20 protein-coding genes are annotated in these 22,118 nt (G+C 71.4%); 3 read left to right on the forward strand and 17 right to left on the reverse strand.

Translation table 11 applies throughout. The annotated features are described in order from the left end of the window. Positions 1-181: 181 nt before the first annotated feature. The 17 genes from ACWTPI_RS29620 to ytfE all read right to left on the reverse strand — a co-directional run bounded on the left by ACWTPI_RS29620 (position 182) and on the right by ytfE (position 17,296). Complete coding sequence (locus tag ACWTPI_RS29620) at positions 182-1,324, reverse strand: hypothetical protein (protein WP_454733525.1); 1,143 nt, start codon at positions 1,322-1,324, stop codon at positions 182-184. Beyond that, complete coding sequence (locus ACWTPI_RS29625; protein WP_020203221.1) at positions 1,318-1,671, reverse strand: metal-sulfur cluster assembly factor; 354 nt, start codon at positions 1,669-1,671, stop codon at positions 1,318-1,320. The genes ACWTPI_RS29620 and ACWTPI_RS29625 overlap by 7 nt, the downstream gene beginning before the upstream one ends. Before the next feature lie 112 nt (positions 1,672-1,783). Continuing rightward, the gene (locus ACWTPI_RS29630) at positions 1,784-2,491 is read right to left on the reverse strand and encodes an anaerobic ribonucleoside-triphosphate reductase activating protein (protein ID WP_454733526.1); all 708 of its coding nucleotides are present in this window, start codon (positions 2,489-2,491) and stop codon (positions 1,784-1,786) included. Continuing rightward, positions 2,475-2,678: an anaerobic ribonucleoside-triphosphate reductase gene (nrdD, locus tag ACWTPI_RS29635; protein ID WP_454733527.1), complete on the reverse strand. Its 204-nt coding sequence runs from the start codon at positions 2,676-2,678 to the stop codon at positions 2,475-2,477. The genes ACWTPI_RS29630 and nrdD overlap by 17 nt, the downstream gene beginning before the upstream one ends. Positions 2,679-2,784: 106 nt before the next feature. Continuing rightward, positions 2,785-4,824 carry a ribonucleoside triphosphate reductase gene (locus ACWTPI_RS29640; RefSeq protein ID WP_454733528.1) on the reverse strand — a complete coding sequence of 680 codons (2,040 nt, stop codon included), beginning with the start codon at positions 4,822-4,824 and terminating at the stop codon, positions 2,785-2,787. Between the two features lie 55 nt (positions 4,825-4,879). Continuing rightward, positions 4,880-5,647: a uroporphyrinogen-III C-methyltransferase gene (gene cobA / locus ACWTPI_RS29645; protein WP_454733529.1), complete on the reverse strand. Its 768-nt coding sequence runs from the start codon at positions 5,645-5,647 to the stop codon at positions 4,880-4,882. 10 nt (positions 5,648-5,657) lie between these two features. Continuing rightward, entirely contained in the window at positions 5,658-7,142 is a 1,485-nt protein-coding gene (locus tag ACWTPI_RS29650) for a cytochrome D1 domain-containing protein (RefSeq protein WP_454734038.1), read from the reverse strand. Between the two features lie 77 nt (positions 7,143-7,219). After that, positions 7,220-8,383, reverse strand: a complete 1,164-nt coding sequence (gene nirJ / locus ACWTPI_RS29655) for a heme d1 biosynthesis radical SAM protein NirJ (protein ID WP_059411407.1) — start codon at positions 8,381-8,383, stop codon at positions 7,220-7,222. Positions 8,384-8,385: 2 nt separating this feature from the next. Then, entirely contained in the window at positions 8,386-8,841 is a 456-nt protein-coding gene (ahbB, locus tag ACWTPI_RS29660) for a siroheme decarboxylase subunit beta (protein ID WP_043366638.1), read from the reverse strand. 99 nt (positions 8,842-8,940) lie between these two features. Beyond that, complete coding sequence (locus tag ACWTPI_RS29665; RefSeq protein WP_454733530.1) at positions 8,941-9,429, reverse strand: Lrp/AsnC family transcriptional regulator; 489 nt, start codon at positions 9,427-9,429, stop codon at positions 8,941-8,943. Then, positions 9,426-10,409 (reverse strand): siroheme decarboxylase subunit beta, encoded by a 984-nt coding sequence (gene ahbB / locus ACWTPI_RS29670; protein WP_454733531.1) that lies wholly within the window; start codon positions 10,407-10,409, stop codon positions 9,426-9,428. Before ahbB (ACWTPI_RS29670) ends, ACWTPI_RS29665 begins: the two co-directional genes overlap by 4 nt. Positions 10,410-10,422: 13 nt before the next feature. After that, on the reverse strand, positions 10,423-11,673 hold the full coding sequence (locus ACWTPI_RS29675; RefSeq protein ID WP_454733532.1) for a cytochrome D1 domain-containing protein: 1,251 nt from the start codon (positions 11,671-11,673) through the stop codon (positions 10,423-10,425). After that, positions 11,613-11,978 (reverse strand): c-type cytochrome, encoded by a 366-nt coding sequence (locus ACWTPI_RS29680; protein WP_454733533.1) that lies wholly within the window; start codon positions 11,976-11,978, stop codon positions 11,613-11,615. The genes ACWTPI_RS29675 and ACWTPI_RS29680 overlap by 61 nt, the downstream gene beginning before the upstream one ends. Beyond that, on the reverse strand, positions 11,960-12,265 hold the full coding sequence (locus ACWTPI_RS29685) for a c-type cytochrome (RefSeq protein WP_020203209.1): 306 nt from the start codon (positions 12,263-12,265) through the stop codon (positions 11,960-11,962). The genes ACWTPI_RS29680 and ACWTPI_RS29685 overlap by 19 nt, the downstream gene beginning before the upstream one ends. 24 nt (positions 12,266-12,289) lie before the next feature. Then, positions 12,290-13,942 (reverse strand): cytochrome D1 domain-containing protein, encoded by a 1,653-nt coding sequence (locus ACWTPI_RS29690; RefSeq protein WP_454733534.1) that lies wholly within the window; start codon positions 13,940-13,942, stop codon positions 12,290-12,292. 263 nt (positions 13,943-14,205) lie between these two features. Beyond that, the gene (locus tag ACWTPI_RS29695) at positions 14,206-16,491 is read right to left on the reverse strand and encodes a nitric-oxide reductase large subunit (protein WP_454733535.1); all 2,286 of its coding nucleotides are present in this window, start codon (positions 16,489-16,491) and stop codon (positions 14,206-14,208) included. A 124-nt stretch (positions 16,492-16,615) separates the two neighbouring features. Continuing rightward, positions 16,616-17,296 carry an iron-sulfur cluster repair protein YtfE gene (ytfE, locus tag ACWTPI_RS29700; protein ID WP_454733536.1) on the reverse strand — a complete coding sequence of 227 codons (681 nt, stop codon included), beginning with the start codon at positions 17,294-17,296 and terminating at the stop codon, positions 16,616-16,618. A gap of 149 nt (positions 17,297-17,445) precedes the next feature. Here ytfE and norR point away from each other — a divergent pair, with 149 nt between their 5' ends. The 3 genes from norR (at position 17,446) to ACWTPI_RS29715 (ending at position 21,963) form a co-directional block, all read left to right on the forward strand. Continuing rightward, positions 17,446-19,005 carry a nitric oxide reductase transcriptional regulator NorR gene (gene norR / locus ACWTPI_RS29705; RefSeq protein WP_059411402.1) on the forward strand — a complete coding sequence of 520 codons (1,560 nt, stop codon included), beginning with the start codon at positions 17,446-17,448 and terminating at the stop codon, positions 19,003-19,005. A 185-nt stretch (positions 19,006-19,190) separates the two neighbouring features. Further along, positions 19,191-20,501 carry an MFS transporter gene (locus tag ACWTPI_RS29710; RefSeq protein ID WP_156173764.1) on the forward strand — a complete coding sequence of 437 codons (1,311 nt, stop codon included), beginning with the start codon at positions 19,191-19,193 and terminating at the stop codon, positions 20,499-20,501. Positions 20,502-20,568: 67 nt separating this feature from the next. Continuing rightward, the gene (locus ACWTPI_RS29715) at positions 20,569-21,963 is read left to right on the forward strand and encodes a NarK family nitrate/nitrite MFS transporter (RefSeq protein ID WP_454733537.1); all 1,395 of its coding nucleotides are present in this window, start codon (positions 20,569-20,571) and stop codon (positions 21,961-21,963) included. Positions 21,964-22,118: the final 155 nt, after the last annotated feature.

A 22,118-nucleotide genomic window follows, 5' to 3' on the forward strand; every position in this document is an offset into this window, starting at 1 on the left:
CGCGAGTCAGCCGCGCCACCTGCCATCGGCTTGTCCGCCGACAAGGCGGCCGGCGCGGGCACGCGGCAAGATCATGGTGAGGTTGCCGGGGTGCGGGGGCTTGCCCGGCGGCCTCGATGTAGTGGTACTGCTGGAAGCCTGCCCGATGATGTCCTAGGCATCGCGGGCAGGCTCTTTTTTTTCAGGATCGCCGCGCAAGCGCCGCCGCGCGGGTCCGCCACGCGCGCGCCGCGGCGGCCGTGACGGCGATGAACAGCAGCATGGCCGCCACGTTGCCGAGCGCCGCCGCGGCCTTGACCGCCGGCAGCCGGTGCCCGAAGGCCAGCCGCGCGGCCAGGGACAGGTGCAGCACCGCCAGCGGCGCGTAGAAGCCGTTGCCGAACGCCAGCCGGATGCGCGTGATGGCCGGCAGGATGACCGGCGCATGCGCCATCACCATGCTGACGATGAACCCCAGCCCCGGCGCGTGGAGCGCCGCGTCGCGCCACGGCAGCCCGGCCGCGGTGGCGGCCCATGCCGCCCCGGCCACCAGCAGCCAGCCGTAGCCGAGCAGCAGGCAGACCGCCATGTAGCGGCTCAGTCCGTGGCTGCGCACCGTGCGGCGCGCGATGTCGAACACCGCCAGCCAGATGGCGAGGCAGGCCAGCGCCACGCCATAGACGCAGCCGCCCAGCGTGCCCGCGCGCCCGTCCAGCGCCGAGCCGGCGGCGCCCAGCGCGAGCGCGGCCAGAATGGCGAGCAAGGCGCCCTGCGCGCCGCGCCGCCGGCGCATCAGGCGCGTCATCTCAAGCCGCTCGGCGGCAACCGTGACCACCAGGAACAGGAAGCACCAGGCGTTGACCGAGGCCAGCGCGCGCCCCGAGGCCAGCGCCGCGGTGCCGGCCAGCCACGCCAGCGCGGCCGCCAGCAGCAAGGCGGTGTGCGCGGCCGGCTGGCGCCGCAGCACGGCCACGCTGACGCCGGCGAACGCCAGCGCGCCGCCGGCCATGAGCCACGCGCCGGCCGCGGGAAACCCCGCCACCAGCAGCAGCGCGCCCAGCCCCGACGCCAGCGGCGCGGCGAAGGCCGCGGGCCGGCCCAGCGCCACCGCACGCTCGATGCCGATCACGGTGCCGAAGAAGCCGCCGGTCATCAGCGCGCCGTGGAACGCGAACGCCTGCCACGGCAGCGCGGCGGCGCCGGCGCCGGGCAGCGCCACGCCGGCGCGCAGCAGGCCGCCGAGCAGGCCCGCGAGCAAGGCGAGGACGGCCGGCGCCAGCACCGCGACGCGCGGCCACGCGCCGCGCCGGCGTTCGCGCGCGCGGCGCGGCGGCGCCCTCACCATCCCATCACGCGCCTGGCCGCCGCGCTCATGCGCTCGGGCGACCATGCCGGCTCCCAGCACAGTTCCAGCTCGATCGCATAGCCCAGCGGCATGGTGTCTTCGAGCTCGAACTGCACGTCGTCCAGAATCATGTCCGCCACCGGGCACGCGGCCGAGGTCATGGTCATCGTGACCTTCACCACGCCCTCCGAGACCGCCACCGCGTAGACCAGGCCCACGTCGAGGATATTCAGCGCCAGCTCGGGGTCCACCACGCGGCGCAGCGCCTCCGTGATGGGCGCGAGCCATTCCTGCGGGCCCTGGTAGTCAAAACCGCCTGTCGCATTCCATGCTTGTTCCAACGGCATGCCTGCCTCCTCCCGGATTACTGTGATGCACGCTTTCATCGTAGTACGGCCACGTCCTCCGCCTGGCCCGTACCCACGCATCGATTGACATGGCGCAAGCGCGCGCCGCGCTTCACGCCTCGCGCAGCGTGAAATGGCTGAAGCGCGCCGCCAGCCGGTCGACGTCGGCGCGGCCCAGCGCCGCGCCCGCGCCGCCGCGGCACGCCTGCAACGCCCAGTGCGTCACGCCGAGCGCGGCCAGCCGTGCGGCCAGCGCGTGCAGCTCGGCGACGTCGAACAGGCCGTGATGCCAGGTGGTGCGGCACTCGCCCGCCACGCCGCTGGCCAGCCAGCGGCGCAGCGATTCCCAGGCCCGCCCGCCGCTGCCGGGCACCCGCGTGATGGCGTCGTAGCGGTGCTCGGGCGCCTTGATGTCGAGGCCGACCCAGTCGAGCGCCGGCAGCACCGCCGCCAGGCGCCCGGGATACATGCCAGCGGTGTGCAGCGCGGCCTCGAAGCCGCGCGCCCGCACCGCCGCGATGGCGCCCGGCAGCGCCGCCTGCAAGGTCGGCTCGCCGCCGGAAAACACCACGCCGTCGAGCAGGCCGCGCCGGGTCTCCAGGAAGCCCAGCACCTGCGCCCAGGCCATGCCGGCGGGCGCGCCGGCATCGAGCAGCGCCGGGTTGTGGCAATAGCCGCAGCGCCACGGGCAGCCCTGGCAGAACACCACGGCGGACAGGCGGCCCGGGAAGTCGATGGTCGTCAGCGCCGTCATGCCGCCGACACGCAATGCGGCGGCGGCGGTGCCGGTGGCGGCGGCCGCGTCAGGCGGCAGCCGCATGGGGCTCCGCGAAGAACCTGCGCTCGCGGTGCTCGCCCTGCTTGCCGGCGTTGAAGCTGGCCACCGGCCGGTGGTAGCCCATCACCCGGGTCCAGACCTCGCAGGGCTGGCGCTCCTCGTCGCGCAGCGCAACGTCGGCCGGCGGGGTGGAGAGGGAGGTGGCGGATTGTCGTGCGTGGTCGGTCATGATGCGTGCTCCGGGTTGAAAAAAGGTTGGGGGAAAAGTCGGGAAAAAACGCGGGGGATGCCGCCATCATTGCGGCGTCCATGCCCCCGGCCGTGCGGCCAGCCGGCTAGGCGGCAAGCGCGTCCCGCTTGCGCGCGAGGATCTCTTCGTCGCAGCGCGGACAGAACGGATGCTCGCCGGCAAGGTAGCCGTGCGTGGGGCAGATCGAGAACGTCGGCGTCACCGTGATGTACGGCAGGCGGAAGCGCGTCAGCGCGCGCCGCACCAGCTCGCGGCAGGCCGCGCCGCTGGACAGGCGCTCGCCCATGTACAGGTGCAGCACGGTGCCGCCGGTGTAGCGCGACTGCAGGGGCTGCTGCCGCGCCAGCGCCTCGAACGGGTCGTCGGTCCAGCCGACCGGCAGCTGCGACGAATTGGTGTAGTAAGGCTGCGCCGCGCTGCCGGCCTGGAGGATGCCGGGCCAGCGCTTGCGGTCCTCGCGCGCGAAGCGGTACGTCGCGCCTTCGGCCGGCGTGGCCTCGAGGTTGTAGAGATGGCCGGTTTCCTGCTGGAAGGCCACGATGCGCTCGCGCACGTGGTCGAGCAGGCGCAGCGCGAAGGCCTCGCCCCACGCCGAGGTGATGTCGTGCCGGTCCGCGGTGAAGTTGCGGATCATCTCGTTGATGCCGTTCACGCCCAGCGTCGAGAAATGATTGCGCAGGGTGCCGAGGTAGCGCCTGGTGTAGGGGAACAGGCCCTGGTCCATCAGTTGCTGGATCCGCTTGCGCTTGTTCTCCAGGCTCTGCTTGCCCAGTTCGAGCAGGCGGTCCAGCGCGCGCAGCAGCGCCGCTTCGTCGCCGGCGTGCAGATGGCCCAGGCGCGCGCAGTTGACCGTCACCACGCCGACGCTGCCGGTCTGCTCGGCGCTGCCGAACAGGCCGTTGCCGCGCTTGAGCAGCTCGCGCAGGTCGAGCTGCAGGCGGCAGCACATGGAGCGCACCATGTTCGGCTCCAGCTCCGAGTTGATGAAGTTCTGGAAATACGGCAGCCCGTACCTGGCCGTCATCTCGAACAGCCGCGCGGCGTTCTCCGATTCCCACGGGAAGTCGCGCGTGATGTTGTAGGTCGGGATCGGGAAGGTGAACACCCTGCCCTTGGCGTCGCCCGCCGTCATCACCTCGATGTAGGCGCGGTTGATGAGGTCCATCTCCTGCTGCAGCTCGCCATAGGCGAACGGCATCTCGCGCCCGCCGATGACCGGCACCTGCTCGCGCAGGTCATCCGGGCAGGTCCAGTCGAAGGTGAGGTTGGTGAACGGCGTCTGCGTGCCCCAGCGCGAAGGCACGTTGAGGTTGTAGATCAGCTCCTGGACGCACTGCCGCACCTCGGCGTAGGACATGGCATCCTTGCGCACGAAGGGCGCCATGTAGGTGTCGAACGACGAGAACGCCTGCGCGCCGGCCCACTCGTTCTGCAGCGTGCCGAGGAAATTGACGATCTGCCCCACCGCCGACGACATGTGGTTGGGCGGCCCCGCCTCCACCTTGCCCGGCACGCCGTTGAACCCCTCGTGCAGCAGCGTGCGCAGCGACCAGCCGGCGCAGTAGCCGCTCAGCATGTCGAGATCGTGGATGTGGATGTCGCCGTTGCGGTGGGCCTCGCCGATCTCCGGCGCGTAGACGTGGGACAGCCAGTAGTTGGCCGTGACCTTGCCGGCCACGTTGAGGATCAGCCCGCCCAGCGAATAACCCTGGTTGGCATTGGCGTTCACGCGCCAGTCGGCCTTGCTCAGGTATTCGTTGATCGAGGCCGCCACGTCGACCAGGGTCTTGCGGTCCTCGCGCAGCCTGGCGTGCCGGCCGCGATAGGCGATGAACGCGCGCGCGGTGTCGCAGTAGTCGGCGGCGATCAGCACCTGCTCGGCCACGTCCTGGATCTGCTCGACGTCCGGCGCCCGGCCCTGGCAGCGGTGCGCCAGCACCCGGCATACCTGCGCGGCGAGGCTGCCCGCCTGCGCGTCGCCGAACTCGCCGGCCGCGGCGCCGGCGCGGCGCAGCGCGGACCGGATCCGCTCGACGGCGAAGGCGGCTCTTTCGCCGTTGCGCTTGACGACCTCGCCGGGCAGGCCCGCGGCGGCTACGGCGGCTTCTTCGGTACGGTGCTCCATCTCTTCTCCCGGCAACATTCATACTAGATATGGGCCACAGCGTACCGGTGAAACACTATATGTTGATTGACCGCGGGCAAGCGTATGGCATGTCCGGGAGCGCCCGCGCCGCCACGCCGCCGATCAGGACCACCGCCGGGCTGGCCAGCCCCGCCGCGAGCGCTTCGCCAAGCGTGGCCAGCGTGCCGGCCCAGCGGCGCTCGCCCGGGTTGCTGGCGTGCATGACCACGGCCGCCGGCATGCCGGGCCGCATGCCCGCGGCCAGCAGGGCGTCGCGGATCGCGCACAGGCGCCCCATGCCCATGTAGATGACCAGCGTGGTGCCGCCGGCGGCCAGCGCGCGCCAGTCGGGCCGCCCGTCGCCGCTGGTGTGCGCGGTGACGAAGGTCACGCCGTGGCAGTGGGCGCGATGCGTCAGCGCGATGCCCAGCGCCTGCGCGGCGGCCATGCCGCTGCTGACGCCGTTGACCACCTCCACCGCGATGCCGTGCGCGCGCAGGAATTCGGCCTCTTCGCCGCCGCGCCCGAACAGCAGCGGATCGCCGCCCTTGACGCGGGCCACGTCGCGGCCGGCCAGCGCGTGCGCCAGCGTCAGCGCCTGGATGCTGGCCTGGCTCGCCGAGCAGCGCCCGCCGCGCTTGCCCACCGATATGATGCGCGTGTCCGGCGCGGCGTAGCGGCGCATGCCGGGCGACACCAGGTCGTCCATCAGCCATACCTGGACCTGGCCGAGCACCCGCGCGGCCTTGACCGTGGCCAGTTCCGGATCGCCGGGCCCCGCGCCCACCAGCCATACCTTGCCCGGCTTCAGTTGCCTGTCCATCTCATGCTCCTCAATGACTGGTCCCCGACGAGCGGGTGGTCTTGTTGAAGACGTTGTACTTGCCGACCGGCTTGTCCATCGGAATGCGCGCGACCTCGCGCAGCGTGGCCGCGTCGTAGGCCACGATGGCGCCGTCCTGCTCCATCACGCTCACCAGCGCGTAGCGGCCGTCCCGCGTGAACTCCACGTGGGCGGCGGTGCGGCCCGGGCTGGGCGTGACGCTGGCCACCACCCGCAGGCTGTCCTTGTCGATCACCTGCAGCGTGTCGCGGCGCGGGCTCATCATGGCGTCGGTCCAGGCATACGGCGTGTTCTCGTGGCTGCGCAGGAAGAAGCCCGGCCCGTTGGTGGCGATCTCGGCGACGGTCTGCCAGCTCTGCATGTCGATCACGCTGATGCGGCCCTGCTTCAGGTTGGGCGAGGCCATCACCTCGCGCCCGCGGCGCACCCACGTGATGCCGCTGCCCAGGTGCGGCATGCCGCTCAGGGCCAGGTCGGCCACCTTGCGCCCCTGCGCCAGGTCGATCACCTGGCCATGCCCGTTGCGCGAGGCGCCCAGTATGTGCAAGTAGCGCTGGTCGAAGAAGAAGTCGTCGAGCACTTCGTCGAGCGCGATCACGCGCGGCGTGAAATCGCGGCCCGGCGGCGCGGCGGCGGGCGCGGCGCCATACGGGATCTCCCACACCTCCGGGATGTCGCGCAGGGCGACGATGAAGCTCGCGCGCGGCGCGGCGTCGTACACCGCCGACACGCGCGAGGCCGTGCCGTCGGCGCCGCGCACGTCGTACACGCGCGCCGGCGCCAAGTCCTCGGCATGCAGCAGCACCAGCGTCCGCGGCAGCGTGTTGCCGGCCAGCACCCATTTGCCGTCGTCGCTGACGGCGAGGTTGCGGGTGTTGAGCCCGACCCGGATCTCGGCGGCGAGCGTCAGGTTCCACAGGTCGAACTTGCTGACCCAGCCGTCGCGGCTGGCGAGGAACACGTAGCGTCCGTCGTGGCTGAACTTGGGGCCGCCGTGCAGCGCGAAGCGGCTGCGAAAGCGGTAGATGCGCTCGAGCTTGTCGCCGTCGAGCACGCTGACGTGATGGCTGCCGGCCTCCACCACCAGGAACAGGTTGGCCGGGTCGGCGCTGAACACGGGGCGCGCGGGCAGGCTGCCGGCGGGGTGATGGACCACGCGCGAGGCCGCCATGTCGGCCGCGCTCCAGTCCGGCGCCGCCGCCGGCGCGGCGCGCAGCCACGCGGCCAGCGCGTCGATGCCGGCGGCATCGAGCTGGCCGGCGAAACCCGCCATCTGGGTCGCGGGGCGGCCGTCGCGCAATACCGCCGCCAGTTCCTGCGGCCGCAGGCGCTCCAGGCTCTCCGGCAGCAGCGCCGGGCCCATGCCGCCCAGGCGCGCGGCGCCGTGGCAGGCCGCGCAGTGCTGGCCGTAGAACGCGGCGGCATCCAGCGGCGCCGGCGTTTCCTGCGCCGCCGCCACGGCGGCACGGGGCATGGCAAGCAACACGCCCAGCAGCAAGGCAGACAGCACGGCGGCCAGCGCCCGCCAGCGCGGCAACCACATGGCGGTGTTCATGCCGGCACCTCCGCGGCCAGCGGCGCCATGATCTCCGCCTCGGTCAGGTAGCAGCCCGGGTCCTCGGCCCAGGCGTTCGCGCTCACGGCATGGGCGCGCGCGCGGGTGTTGCCGTTGCAGATGGCGCGCTGCGCGCAGACCGCGCAGCGGCCCTGCAGCGGGCGCGGCCGGGCGGCCAGCCCGGCCATCAGCGGATGGCTGCGGTCGGCCCAGATCGCGCCGAACGGGCGCTCGCGCACGTTGCCCAGCGTCACCGTCCACCACATGGTGTCGGGGTGGACGTTGCCGAGATTGTCGATGTTGGCCACGTTCACGCCGGTGGCGTTGCCGCCCCAGTCCACCAGGCGCTGCCGCATGTCGGCCACGCGGGCGGGCTGGCGCCGCGCGATCCAGTGCAGCAGGTAGACGCCGTCGGCATCGTTGTTGCCGGTGACGAAATCGCCCGCGCGGCCCTGCCGCGCGCGCTCCCACACATGCGCGAACAGCCAGTCCAGCGCGGCGCGGGTGTGGGCATGGCGGGCGTTGTCGCGCTGGTGGCCGCGCGCGCGGCCCGCGTAGTTGAAGTGGGACAGGTAGAACTTGTCGATGCCCTCGGCCTCCGTCAGCGCCACCAGCGCGGGCAGCTCCGCCGCGTTGGCCTCGGTCAGCGTCATGCGCACGCCCACGCGCAGGCCGGCCGCGCGCGCCGCGCGCAGCCCCGCCAGCGCCCGCGCGAAGGCGCCGTCGCTGCGCCGGAAGCGGTCGTGGGTGGCTTCGAGCCCGTCCAGGCTCACGCCCACGTAGCCGAAGCCCGCATCGGCCAGCCGCGCCGCGTGCGCGCGATCGAGCAAGGTGCCGTTGGACGACAGCGACAAGTGAAAGCCCAGCGCCCGCGCGCGCCGCGCCAGCGGGTACAGATCGGGCCGCAGCAGCGGCTCGCCGCCCGACAGGATCAGCGCCGGCACGCGCGCCTGCCGCAGTTGCGCCAGCACGGCGAGGGCCTCCGCCGTGGTCAGCTCGCCCTTGAAGTCGGTATCGGCCGAGGTCGAGTAGCAGTGCCTGCAGTTGAGGTTGCAGCGCCGCACCAGGTTCCAGATCACCACCGGGCCGGCGGGCGGGCGCGGGGCCGGCACCGGGCCGCCGTCGCGCAGGGCTTCCATGAATCGGGACAGGCGGAACATGTTCAGTCTCCTGGCGGCAGGCGCAGCCCGGTTTTCTTGAGGATGCGGGTCGACCACAGCACGTCGCGCTCCCGGCAGGCGTCGCCCAGCAGCGCGCCGATCTGCGCCACCAGCGGCATGGCCTGCTCGCGCGTGCGGGCGTGGATCATGGCGAACAGGTTGTAGGGCCAGCGCGGCAGCCGCCGCGGGCGCTGGTAGCAGTGGCTGACGAACGGCAGCGCGCCGACCATCCGGCCGAGCGCCTCGACGTGCTCGTCGGCCACGTCCCACACCGTCATGCCGTTGGCGCGCCAGCCCAGCGCATAGTGGTTGGGGACCGCGCCCAGCCGGCGCATCAGGCCGCGCGCCTGCATCGCCGCGAAGCGCGCGATGACCTCCTGCTCGCCGATGCCGAGCGCGGCGCCCAGCGCCGCATAGGGCGCGGCCACCAGCGGCAGCCCGGCCTGCGTGGCGCGCATCAGCGCGCGGTCGATGGCGTCGGGCCAGGCGGCATCCGCCGCATCCGCGGCAGGCGCCGGGTCCGGCGACGAAGTGGAAGGCTTGGGGTACATGAATGTCTATGCCTGCAAATGGAGATGGACGTGGAACTCCCGCTCCTTGGGAAACGCCAGCACCTCCACCCCGGCGCTGGCTGCGATGCGCGCGAGCGTGTGCGCCACCGCGCCGGGGTGCGCGACCGCCAGCACGAACCACAGGTTGAAGTGATGGGTGCGCGCGTAGTGATGGGCCACCTCCGGGTGCGCGTTGATGGCCGCGATCACGGCTTCCAGGCGCGCGGCGGGCGCGTGGCACGCGCACAGCACGAATCGCCCGCCGGCCCGCTCGATCTGGTACAGCGGGCCGAAGCGCGTCAGCACCCCGCGCGCCAGCATCGCCCGCAGGCGCGCCAGCAGCGTGGCCTCGTCGGTGCCGAGCGCGGCGGCGGCGTCGGCATACGGACGCGGCGTGAGCGGAAAGCTGCCCTGCAGGGCGTTGACGATGCGGCGGTCGAGCGCGTCCAGCGCGGCCGGCGCGGTCTCGATGGACCGGGGTCGGGCGGCGCTCATGGGCTTGCCGGCGCGCCGGCGTAGCGCGTGCCGCGCTGCTTGTAGCACTGGCTGCCGAGCAGCACCGCGCGCGGCGCGGCGGCCAGTCCGCACTGCTGGTCGAACAGCGCCAGCGCGGCATGCAGCTCGTCCTCGCTGCGCGCGTGGACCATGACGAACAGGTTGTAAGGCCAGTGCGGCGGCCGCCGCGGGCGGCGGTAGCACAAGCTGACCACGCCGAGCCGCGCCAGGCGCTGGCCCAGCGCGTCGACGCGGCCGTCCGGCACGTCCCACACGCACATCGCGTTGCTGTCGTAGCCGAAGCGCCGGTGATGGAGGATGGCGCCGAAGCGGCGGATGACGCCGCAGGCATGCCACTGCGACAACCGCGTCAGCACGCGGTCCAGCGGCAGGCCGCATTGCCGCGCCAGCGCGTGATAGGGGCGCGGCGTCAGCGGCAGGCCCGCTTCCAGCGCCGCCACCAGGCGCCAGTCGTCGTCGTTCAGTTGCTGCCGGGATGGCATCCTGACGGCCGGCCATGCCGGCCGGGCGGCCGCGCCGCGCAGCGGGAAACCCAGGTCGATGTGGTATTCGCGCTCGAGCGGCAGGTCCAGCGGCCGCTGGCCGGTTTCGGCGGCGATCGCCGCCAGCGTCGCGTCGAGCGTGGCGCGGTGCCGCGCCCCGGCGACGAACCACAGGTTGTAGGCGTGCCCGTGGCGCGCGTAGTTGTGGCTGACCGCGGCATTGGCGCTGACGCGCGCGGCCACGCGGTCCAGCCAGGCGGGCTCCACCTTCAGCGCGGCGAGCGTGCTCACGCCGATGGTGTTGGGCGCGAAGACCGCGCCGATGCGGCTCACGCGCCCGGCGCCCAGGTCGCGCGCCAGCAGGCCGAGCACGGCCTGCTCGCTCAGGCCGTGCGCCTGGGCCACGCACTGGAAGGGCCGCGGCTGCAGCGGGAAATCGCGCTGGATATCGTCGTAGAGTCGGCGTTCGTCGTACATGGTCGGTGTGGGTCTACATGCCGAAGCGCTGCGCGCGCACGGTGAAGAAAATGCCGCTCGGGTTGTCGGCCGGCAGCGTGGCGAGACGGGCGAAGCTCGCGGTGTCGTAGACCTCGACGCGGTCTTCGTCGCGGCATGACAGCCATACCGCCTCGCCCTTGGGCGTGAACTCCATGTGCAGCACGCCCCGGCACGGCTTGAGGGTGCGCACCACCTGGCGCGTGGCGGTGTCGATCACCTGCACCGTGTCGTTGTCGGGAAAGGCGAAATTGACCCAGACCTGCCGCCCGTCCGGCCGCGCCATCACGAAGACCGGCTGGCCGGCCAGCGCGACGCGGCCGCTCTCCCGCCAGCCGCGCGCGGCGTCGGCCACCAGCACTTCGTGGCGGCCCACCGCCGGCAGCCAGGCCTCGCCCTGCGCCATCGCCCAGCCGCGCAGGTGCGGCATCTTGTAGACGGGCAGGCGCGTTTCGCCGCGGCCGTAGCCCGCCAGCACCTTGCGCGACGCCGGCGGGTCCTGCCACAGGTCCACCAGCGCGAGCCCGTCCTCGCCGAACAGGCCGGCGACGTACCAGCGGCCATCGGGCGTGACCAGCCCGTCGTAGGGCTCGCGGCCGGCGTCGAGCCGGGTGATGCGCGGATGCCGCGGATCGGTGGCGTCGATGATCCAGATCTCGCCGGACTCGAACAGGCTGGCGGCCAGGCGGCGCCCGGGCAGGTCGGCCAGGCCGACCACCTTGGAGCGGCGGCCGTCGCGGCCGATCGCCGGGATGTCGGCCAGCGGCTCCAGCGTGGCGGCATCGAACAGGCGGATGCCGCCGGGCGCGTAGTTCTGCGCCGCGACCACGCTGCCGTCCTGCAGGATGGCGCCGCCGATGCTGTTGCCGGCCTGCATCACGCGATGCGTCACGCGCGCGCGCAGCAGGTCCACGCGCGACAGGCCGCCATCGCGGCCGAAGACATAGGCATAGCGCCCATCGCGCGAGAACACCACGCTGGCGTGCGACAGGTCGCCGAGCCCGGCCACGGTGGCCAGGCGCGTCATGCCGGTGGTCTCCACCACCTGCACGCGGCCGGCGGCGCGCTCGATCACCACGCCCAGGTCGCCGGTGCCGCGCGCGGTCTCGCCCATGCCGCCCATGCCGCCCATGCAGCCGGACAAACCGGACAAGCCCGCGGCCAGCGCGAGCGCGGCGGCCAGCCTCAGCGGGCCGGGGAATCTACGGCGGGCGGCGCGCCCGCCTGAAGTCGTTCGATCAGCCATGCTGCCTCGTCTTGCGTCATGAAGGGTTGCCAGGGCGGCATCGCGGTGCCGGGGCGGCCTTGCAGCACGGTCGCCACCAGCGCGTCGCGCGGCTTGCCGGCCAGCGCCGCCGCGCCGAGCGGCGGCCCCAGGCCGCCGCGCAGGGTCATGCCGTGGCAGGCGCCGCAGTCGTCGCGCAGCCAGCGCGCGAGTTGCGCCTGCCGCGCCGGCGCCGGATCGGCGGCGGTGGCAACACCCGCCGCCGCGCACGCCAGCGCCAGCGCCAGCGAGCGCGCCGCGGCCCGGCCTACAGGCTCAGCACCCATCTGGCGAGCGCGCCGGCTTCCGCCTCGCTCACGCGGTTGGCCGGCATCGGGATCGGTCCCCACTTGCCGCTGCTGCCCTCGAGGATCGACCGGACCATCTGCTTCTCGCCGTCCGGGCTGCCCTTGTACTTCGCGGCCACGTCCTTGAAGGCGGGCCCGATCAGCTTCTTGTCGGTGCTGTGGCAGGCCAGGCAGGCCTTGCTCGCGGCCAGCTCGGCGCTGGCGTGCGCGGCCGCCGGCAGGAAGGCGGCGACCAGCGCCGCGGCGATGACGTTGCTTGCATGCATGAGATGGCTCCGGCGCGGCGCGCCTCAGTAGATGTCGTGCTGCGTGTTGAAGGCATTGAACTTGCCGGTCGGCGTGATCAGGCGCGGGTCCTTGATCACGGTCTTGAGCGTGCGCGTCTTGTCGTCGACCACCACCAGCGCGGACTCGCCGTCCTTGGTGCCCCACACCGAGAACCAGACCTCGTCGCCGGCCTGGTTGTACTCGGCCTGCACCACGCGCTTGGCGCCTTCGCCCTTGAGCTGCGCCCACTGCGCGATCGGCAGCACCTTGTAGCCGTCCTCCAGCCTGCGGGTGTCGAACACCGCGACCGACTGGCTGAGCTTGGGATCGGGATTGAGCGGCGTGTCCACCCACAGGTTGCGCGACTTCGGATGCGTCTTGATGAACAGCGAGCCACCGCCCTGCCCCTTCACGGTCTGCACGACCTTCCACGCCTGCGCCTTGTGGCCCACCGGATCGGTCCCGAGCAGGCTGACGGTCTCGTCGCCGAGATGGCTGGTGGCCCACACCGGGCCGTACTTCGGATGGACGAAGTTGGCGCCGCGCCCCGGGTGGGGCGTCTTGCCCACGTCGACCAGCGCGGCCAGCTTGTCTTCCTTGGTGTCGACCACGGCGATCTTGTTGGAGGCGTTGGCCGCCACCATGAAGTAGCGCCCGCTGGCATCGAAGCCGCCGTCGTGCAGGAACTTGGCCGAGTCGATGGTGGTGGTCTTCAGGTTGTTCAGGTCGGCGTAGTTGACCATCATGATCTTGCCGGTTTCCTTGGCCGTGATCACGAACTCGGGATGGAAGTGGCTGGCCACGATCGAGGCCACGCGCGGCTCGGGATGGTATTCGTTGTCCACCGTCATGCCGCGCGTCGACACCACCTTGAGCGGCTTGAGGGTGTCGCCCTCCATGATCACGTACTGCGGCGGCCAGTAGGTCCCGGCCACCGCGTACTTGTCCTCGTAGCCCCTGTACTTGGAGGTCTCCACCGAGCGCGCCTCGAGCCCGACCTTGACCTCGGCGACGATGTCCGGCCTGGGCAGCCACAGGTCGATCAGGTCGACCTTGGCGTCGCGCCCGATCACGTACAGGTAGCGGCCCGAGGCCGACATGCGCGAGATGTGCACGGCATAGCCGGTCTTGACGATGGTGATGATCTGCTTGCTGTCGCCGTCGATCAGCGCGACCTCGCCCGCGTCGCGCAGCGTCACGGAGAACAGGTTGTCGAGGTTGTAGGCGTTCATCTTGCGCGTCGGGCGCCGCGCCACCGGCACCACGTCCTTGCGGCTTTTCTCGATGTCGGCCAGCGAGAATTCGGGCGGCGTGGGCGGGTCCAGCTGAATGTAGCGCGCCATCAGGTCCACCTCGGCATCCGACAGGTCGCCCGAGGTGCCCCAGTTGGGCATGCCCGCGGGGCTGCCGTACTTGATGAAGGTCTTCAGGTATTCGGTGCCGCGCGCGCGCGTGATGTCCGGCGTCAGCGGCTTGCCGGTCGCGCCCTTGCGCAGCACGCCGTGGCAGCCGGCGCAACGTTCGAAATAGATCTGGCGCGCCTGGTCGAATTCGGCCGGCGTCAGCGTGACCGCGGCGGCCGGCGGCGATGCCGCCGTGTCCGCGTGGGTGAGCCCGAGCCAGAGGGAAAGTGGCAGCGCCGCAAGTGCGGGGAACATCCAGGATTTCGCTTTCATATGCTCTTCTTCGGCGAGTTGGGGAAACCGCTGGGTCCTGGTTGCGCGATAGCGCGCGGCAAGGAACCTTACGCGCATCATGTCGGAGAAATCCTGGCGCGCGCTTGATAGCTGTCAAGCAGTCGGCAAGCCGCGGGCACGATCGGCGCGCGCGTGCGCATGCGTCGAATGCCCCGCGCCGGCGGCGCGCGTAAACGCACTGCAGCCGCCGGGGCGGATGCCCGGGCGGCTGCCATGCTGCTAGCGCGATGCGGTCGATGCGCTCAGCGCGGCGCGGGCTCCAGGCTGCTTTCCGGCGCGCCCAGCGCCGGCGCCTTGCCGGCCAGGCCGAGCACGACCTGCAATGCCATCGCCAGCGCGCCGACGATGAACACCACGTCGCCGAAGGTGCGCACCCAGCGCAGCGTCTGCAGGATCGGCTGCTGCATGAAGGCCTCGCTGCGCGCGTACCACAAGCCCTCGCTGGCGCTGGCGTGGAACTGGATGATGCCGATCGGCAGCAGGCTGGTGCCGATCATCAGCACCAGGCCCGCGTTGAGCCCCCAGAACGCGGTCTTCATCAGGCCGGGGTTCAGCGCATGGGCGGGCCGCACGTAGCGCAGCACCAGCAGCGTGAAGCCCAGCGCGAGGAAGCCGTAGACGCCGAACAGCGCGGCATGGGCATGCACCGGCGTGGTGTTGAGGCCCTGCACGTAGTACAGCGAGATCGGCGGGTTGATCATGAAGCCGAACACGCCGGCGCCGAGCATGTTCCAGAACGCCACCGCGACGAAGCACATCAGCGGCCATTTCAGGTTGGCCATCCACGGCGCGCGCTCCTTGAGGCGCCAGTTCTCCCACGCTTCATGGCCCAGCACGATCAGCGGCACCACTTCGAGCGCGCTGAAGCTCGCGCCCACCGCCATCACCGGCGTGGTGGTGCCGGCGAAGTAGAGATGGTGGAAGGTGCCGGGCAGCCCGCCCAGCATGAACAGCGACGCCGATGCCAGGCTGGCCGCGGTCGCCATCGGGCGCGACACCAGCCCGAGCGTGGAGAAGATGAAGGCCAGCGCCGTGGTGGCGAACACCTCGAAGAAGCCCTCGACCCACAGATGCACGACCCACCAGCGCCAGTACTCCATCACCGACAGGTTGGTGCGCTCGCCGTAGAACAGGCCCGCGCCGTAGAACAGGCCGATGGCCACGACCGAAGACGTGAGCAGGGCCAGCAGGTTCTTGTCGCCGCCGCGCGCGCGCAGCGCCGGCGCGATGCCGCGCAGCATCAGCACCAGCCAGAACAGGATGCCGGCGAACTTGCCGATCTGCCACAGGCGGCCCAGGTCGACGTACTCGTAGCCCTGGTGCCCGAGCCAGAAGTTGAGGTTCTCCGGCATGATCTGCGCGATCGCCAGGTAGTTGCCGGTAAACGATCCGGCCACGACCACCACCAGCGCCCAGAACAGTACGTCCACGCCGAGCTTCTGGTATTTCGGGTCCTTGCCGCCGTTGATGAGCGGCGCCAGGAACAGGCCCGCGGCGAGAAAGCCGGTGGCGATCCAGAACAGCGCGCTCTGGATGTGCCAGGTGCGCATCAGCGTGTACGGGAACCACTTCGACAATTCGAATCCATAGAACTTCTGCCCCTCCACGGTGTAGTGGGCCGTCAGTCCGCCGATCAGCACCTGGAACACGAACAGCGCCACCACCAGGAACAGGTACTTGCCCAGCGCGCGCTGCGACGGCGTGAGCGCGAAGGTGGTGAGCGGGTCGCGCGCGGCCACCGGCGGCGGCGCGGCTTCATGGCCGCGCAGGAACGACCACGCCCAGACCAGGAAGCCCACGCCCGCCAGCAGCACCACCACGCTGGCGATGGACCAGATGATGTTCTCGCTGGTGGGCTGGTTGCCGATCAGCGGCTCGTGCGGCCAGTTGTTGGTGTAGGTGGCGCTCAGACCCGGGCGCTCGGTGGCGGCGGCCCACGCGGTCCAGAAGAAGAAGTGCGTCAGCTTGGCGCGGCGCGCGGCGCTGGGCAGCGTGTTCTCCTTCATGGCGAAGCTCTCGCGGCTCTTGCGCAGCGCCGGCGCGTCGGAGAACAGGCTGTCGTAGTACGCGCCGGTGGCGGCGATGGCCTGCGCGCGCCGCGCGGAGACGGTCAGCACGCCGCTGTCCGGGTCGGCGCGGTTGCCGCGGTACTCGGCGCGCAACTGCTCGCGCAGCGCGGCCTGGGTCGGCCCGTCGAGCGCGGCGTAGGCGCGGCCGTAGCCATCCTGCGCGGCCAGGTCGAGCCACGCGGTCAGCTCGCGGTGCAGCCAGTCGGCGGTCCAGTCCGGCGCCTGGTAGGCGCCGTGGCCCCAGATCGAGCCGAGCTGCATGCCGCCGACCGACTGCCACGCGGTCTGCCCGTCGAGGATGTCGTCCTTGCTGAACAGGGCCTTGCCGTCGGCGCTGACGACCTGCTGCGGCACCGGCGGCGCCTTGCGGTAGACCTCGGTGCCGTAATAGCCCAGCAGCGAAAAAGTGACCGCCAGTACGGCGATCAGGGTGAACCAGAGTTTCTTGTACTGTCCCATGATGGGGTCTCGCGGTTGTCCGCGCGCTTGCCGCGCGCGCTGCTCGTGTGTGCTGCTTGTCTGTGCTGCTTGTGTGCGTCTCGTGCGTGCTGCGCGTGCGTGCCCGCGCGCGCCAGCGGCGCGATCAGGCGTGGGCCGGCGCGGCGTGCTCGGCGTTGTCGAACAGGATGTTGTTCTCCAGATGGATGTGTTCCATCAGGTCTTCGCGGAACGTGCGCAGCCCCAGGTACAGGGCCCGCCACGTATTGCACGCGGCGCGCGGCAGCGTGATGTCGTCGGTCAGCGCGCCGAGCTGCTGCAGCGCCTGCCCGTGCTCGTCGTGCTCCATGCGCATGACCGCGATGGGGCCGCTGGCGAGCCGGCCCGGCGCGCGGGCCAGCAGCGGGAACAGGATCTGCTCCTCCTTCTGCATGTGGCTTTCCAGCTCCTGGTGCATGACGGCGAGATGATCCGCGAGGCCGCGCGGGCAGTCGGCGCGGTCGCCATGCACCTGCTCCACGCGGCGCGCCAGGCGGATCAGCTCGGGCAGCTGCTGGCGGTGCACCTCGTGGTAACGCGCGATGATGTGGGCGATCAGGTCGACCGCGTCGGCGGCGCTCCAGTCGGTGCCGTCGCGCCGGGCCTGCGCCTGCAGCGACAGCAGGCGCGTCTCGATGGCGCGCGCGTCGAGGCCCGCGGCCTGCGCGGCCTCGCCCAGGCTCTGCTTGCCGCCGCAGCAGAAATCGAGCTGGTAGTCGTGGAACACCCGGGTGGCGCCCGGAATCCGGCGGGCCAGCTCGCCCAGCGATTGATCGGTCATGCTCATGATGTCCTCCTGTGTGGGATGTGCATCACTCACATAGCGAAAGCCGTGCCGGAAAATTAATGCAATAAAATCAATGCCTTGATTTTTTGACGGTATGATTCACCACGACCCGGCAACGGTAATAAGAACCCATAAGGGTTGAATTGACCATGATGGAAAACCTCCTGCTCACCGATCTGGTCGCGGACCTGCCCCAGGCCGTGCGCCTGCAGCGGCTGGTCGGCAGCCTGCGCGCCCATTTCCGCTGCGGCGCCGTGGCGCTGCTGCAGCTCGAAGAAGACCAGCTGCGGCCGGTGGCCATCGACGGACTGGTCCGCGACGCCCTCGGGCGCCGCTTCGCGGTGGGCCTGCACCCGCGCCTGGCCGCCATCCTGGCCCGCCGCGGCGTGACCTGCTTCCACCACGACAGCGTGCTGCCCGATCCCTACGACGGGCTGATCGACGAGCGCGTCGGCGAGCCGCTGCCGGTGCACGACTGCATGGGAACGAGCCTGCACGTAGAGGGCCAGCCGTGGGGCGTGCTGACGCTCGACGCGCTGACGGTCGGCACCTTCGGCGACGAGGCGCAGGCCGACCTGCGGCGGCTGACGGTGGTGGTCGAGGCCGCGATCCGCACCACGCGGCTGGAAGCCGAGATCCGCGCGCTGCGGCTCACGCGCGGCGACGCCCCGCCCGGCGACGCGGCCCGCGACGACGGCGAGATCATCGGCCAGAGCGAGGCCATCGCCCGCCTGCTGCACGAGCTCACGGTGGTGGCCGACTCGGAACTGCCGGTGCTGCTGCTGGGCGAGACCGGCGTGGGCAAGGAGCTGTTCGCGCACCGGCTGCACCGGCTCTCGCGCCGGCGCGCGCAGCCGCTGATCCACGTCAACTGCGCCGCGCTGCCCGAGTCGCTGGCCGAGAGCGAGCTGTTCGGCCACGCCAGGGGCGCGTTCTCGGGCGCGCTGGGCGACCGGCCCGGCCGCTTCGAGGCGGCCGACGGCGGCACGCTGTTTCTCGACGAGGTGGGCGAGCTGCCGCTCTCGATCCAGGCCAAGCTGCTGCGCACGCTGCAGAACGGCGAGATCCAGCGCCTGGGCTCGGACCGGCCCCGCCGCGTCGACGTGCGCATCATCGCCGCCACCAACCGCAGCCTGCGCGACCACGTGCGCGACGGCTCGTTCCGCGCCGACCTCTATCACCGCCTGTCGGTCTACCCGATCCCGATCCCGCCGCTGCGCGAGCGCGGCAACGACGTGCTGCTGCTGGCCGGCCGCATGCTGGAGCGCAACCGCGCCCGGCTCGGCCTGCGCAGCCTGCGCCTGTCCGGCGCCGCCGAGGCCGCGCTGCGCCGCTATCCGTGGCCAGGCAACGTGCGCGAGCTGGAGCACGTCATCAGCCGCGCCGCGCTCAAGACCGTCAGCCGCGGCGCCAGCCGCAACGACATCGTGACGCTCGAGGCGGAACTGCTCGACCTCGACGCGCTGGAGCCGGCCGCGGCCACCGCCGCGCCACCGGCCGCCCCCACCCTGGCCCCCTCCCCGACCGCCACCCTGCGCGAAGCGGTGGACCAGTGCCAGCGGCACTGCATCGGGCAGGCGCTGGCCGCCCAGGGCGGCAACTGGGCGCAGGCGGCCCGCCACCTCGGCGTGGACGCCAGCAACCTGCACAAGCTCGCGCGCCGGCTCGGCATCAAGCCGGACGGCGGGACGGGCCACGCACCGGACTGAAACCCGGCTGAAGACCGGCGCCAGCCGGGCCGGCGGCCCGGCCGCCCCGCCTCCGCCGCCGCCTCGCATTCCCCATTGGAACTAGCTCCACCGGCACCCGCACATGTGCTGCCGGCGAATGGTCAACCGTGCACGCGCTCTCTACGCTGGGAGCCGATCGTCATTGTCGACACAGGAGCATGGTCATGCCCACTCAGCCTCTCCCGCGCGAGCCCGTGCCGCGCGGCGCCTATGCGGTGCTGGTGTCCAGCACCTTCGCCTTCACCATCTGCTTCGCCATCTGGATGATGTTCGCGGTGCTGGGCATCCCCATCAAGCAGCAGCTCGGCCTGTCCGAGACCGAATTCGGCCTGCTGGCCGCCACCCCCGTGCTGAGCGGCTCGCTGGTGCGCGTGCCGCTGGGCATCTGGACCGACCGCTACGGCGGGCGCATCGTCTTCTTCGTGCTGATGCTGGCCACGGTGATCCCGATCTGGATGATCTCGCATGCCACCACGCTGCCGCAGCTGCTGGTGCTGGGCCTGTTCGTGGGCCTGGCCGGCGGCTCGTTCTCGGTGGGCACGCCCTACGTGGCGCGCTGGTTCCCGCGCTCGCGCCAGGGCCTGGCGATGGGCATCTTCGGCGCCGGCAACTCCGGCTCGGCGCTGACCAAGTTCGTGGCGCCGGCGCTGATCGTCGCCGCCGGCGGGAGCTGGACCGTGGTGCCGCGCGTGTACGCGGTCGCCATGCTGGTCACGGCGGTGCTGTTCTGGATCTTCTCGTCCAGCGATCCCGCCCACCGCGTGCCGTCCTCGGCCAGCCTGCGCGCGCAGTTCGCCATGCTGCGCGACCCGCGCGTATGGCGCTATTCGCAGTACTACTCGGTGGTGTTCGGCGGCTATGTCGGCCTGTCGCTGTGGATGACCAAGTACTACATCGGCGAATACGGCTTCGACATCAAGATCGCCGCGCTGCTGGCGGCCTGCTTCTCGCTGCCGGGCGGCGTGCTGCGCGCCATCGGCGGCTGGATCTCCGACCGCTACGGCGCGCACCGCACCACGTGGTGGGTGATGTGGGTGTGCTGGGTGGCGTTCTTCGTGCTCAGCTATCCGCAGACCGACTTCATCATCCACACCGCGCGCGGCCCGCAGGCGTTCCACATCGGCCTGTCGGCGCTGCCGTTCACGGTGCTGCTGTTCGTCGTCGGCATCGCGATGGCGGTGGGCAAGGCCTCGGTGTTCAAGTTCATCGCCAACGACTTCGGCCACAACCTCGGCGCCGTCTCCGGCGTGGTGGGGCTGGCCGGCGGCCTGGGCGGCTTCATCCTGCCGGTGCTGTTCGGCCTGCTGGCGGACCTCAGCGGCGTGCGCAGCAGTTGTTTCATGCTGCTGTACGGCACGGTCTGCGTGAGCCTGGTGTGGATGCACTACAGCCAGCGCGGCGGCCCCGACGCGGCCGCCGCCACCACCACCGCCACCACCGCGCGCGTGCCCGCGGCGCAGCCGGCCTCGGCATGAGCGCGCCCGCGGCCCGCCCGCGCCGCCTTCCGCATTCCTCTTCTTCGTTCCGACCCACAGGACAGTCATGTCAAGTTCCGTATTAACCCGCTGGGAGCCAGAAAGCACCGCTTTCTGGCGCGCCCAGGGCGAGCGCATCGCCTACCGCAACCTGTGCATCTCGATCGCCGCGCTGATGCTCGCCTTCGCCATCTGGATGCTGTGGAGCGTGGTGGCGGTCAACCTCGACCGCGCCGGCTTCCGCTTCACCAAGAACCAGCTGTTCTGGCTCACCGCGCTGCCCGCGCTGTCGGGCGCCACGCTGCGCATCTTCTATGCGTTCCTGGTGCCGATCTTCGGCGGCCGGCGCTTCACGGCGATCTCCACCGCCACGCTGCTGGTGCCGGCGCTGGGCATGGGCTTCGCGCTGCGCGACCCCACCACGAGCTATCCCACGCTGCTGGTGCTGGCGCTGCTGTGCGGCTTCGGCGGCGCCAACTTCAGCTCGTCGATGTCCAACATCAGCTTCTTCTTTCCCAAGGCCAAGAAGGGCCTGGCGACCGGGCTCAATGCCGGCATCGGCAACCTGGGCGTGTCGGTGGTGCAGTTCCTCACCCCGCTGGTGGTCTCGGTGGGGCTGTTCGGCGCGCTCGGCGGCGACGCCCAGACCTACCAGGCCGGCGAGGTCGGCAAGAGCCTGTGGCTGCAGAACGCCGGCTTCATCTGGGTGCCGTTCATCGTGGTGGCCACGCTGGCGGCCTGGTTCGGCATGAACGACATCGCCGACGCGCGCGCCTCGTTCGCCGACCAGGCGGTGATCTTCAAGCGCAAGCACAACTGGCTGATGTGCTGGCTGTACGTGGGCACCTTCGGCTCGTTCATCGGCTTCTCGGCCGGCTTCGCGCTGCTCACCAAGTCGCAGTTCCCCGGCGTCAACCCCACCGCCTACGCCTTCCTCGGGCCGCTGGTGGGCGCGCTGATGCGCCCGGTCGGCGGCTGGGTGTCGGACAAGCTCGGCGGGGCCCGGGTCACGCTGTGGTGCTTCGCGGCGATGATCGCCGCCGTGCTCGGCGTGCTGGCCGCGCTGCCGCACGGCTGGGCGGGCGGCGCCGGCGGCAGCTTCCCCCTGTTCCTGGCCGCGTTCGTGGTGCTGTTCGCGCTGACCGGCATCGGCAACGGCTCGACCTTCCGCATGATCCCGGTGATCTTCATGACCGAGCGCCAGCGCGCCGCGCGCGGCAAGGACGAGGCCGCGCAGCGGCAGGCGCTGCTGGACGCCGGCAAGGAATCGGCCGCGGTGCTGGGCTTTTCCGGCGCCATCGGCGCCTATGGCGGCTTCTTCATTCCCAAGAGCTTCGGCACCTCGCTGGAGCTGACCGGCTCGGCCGACGCCGCGCTGTACTGCTTCGTCGCGTTCTACCTGAGCTGCATGCTGGTGACGTGGTGGCACTACGCGCGCAAGAACGCGCCGATGCCCTGCTGACGCTCCCGCCCGCCCTGCCGGCCTAGTTCTTCCGAACTAGGCGGCGGCGGCCGGACTAGCCCGAGCGCATCGCGCCCTACTCCTCCACCAGCGAATGGGCAGCGCCGCGCCCTGCCCATAAGCTGTGCACATCCCTGGACCGCTTCCCCAACGGT

The sequence above is a fragment of the Cupriavidus ulmosensis genome (assembly GCF_977008105.1).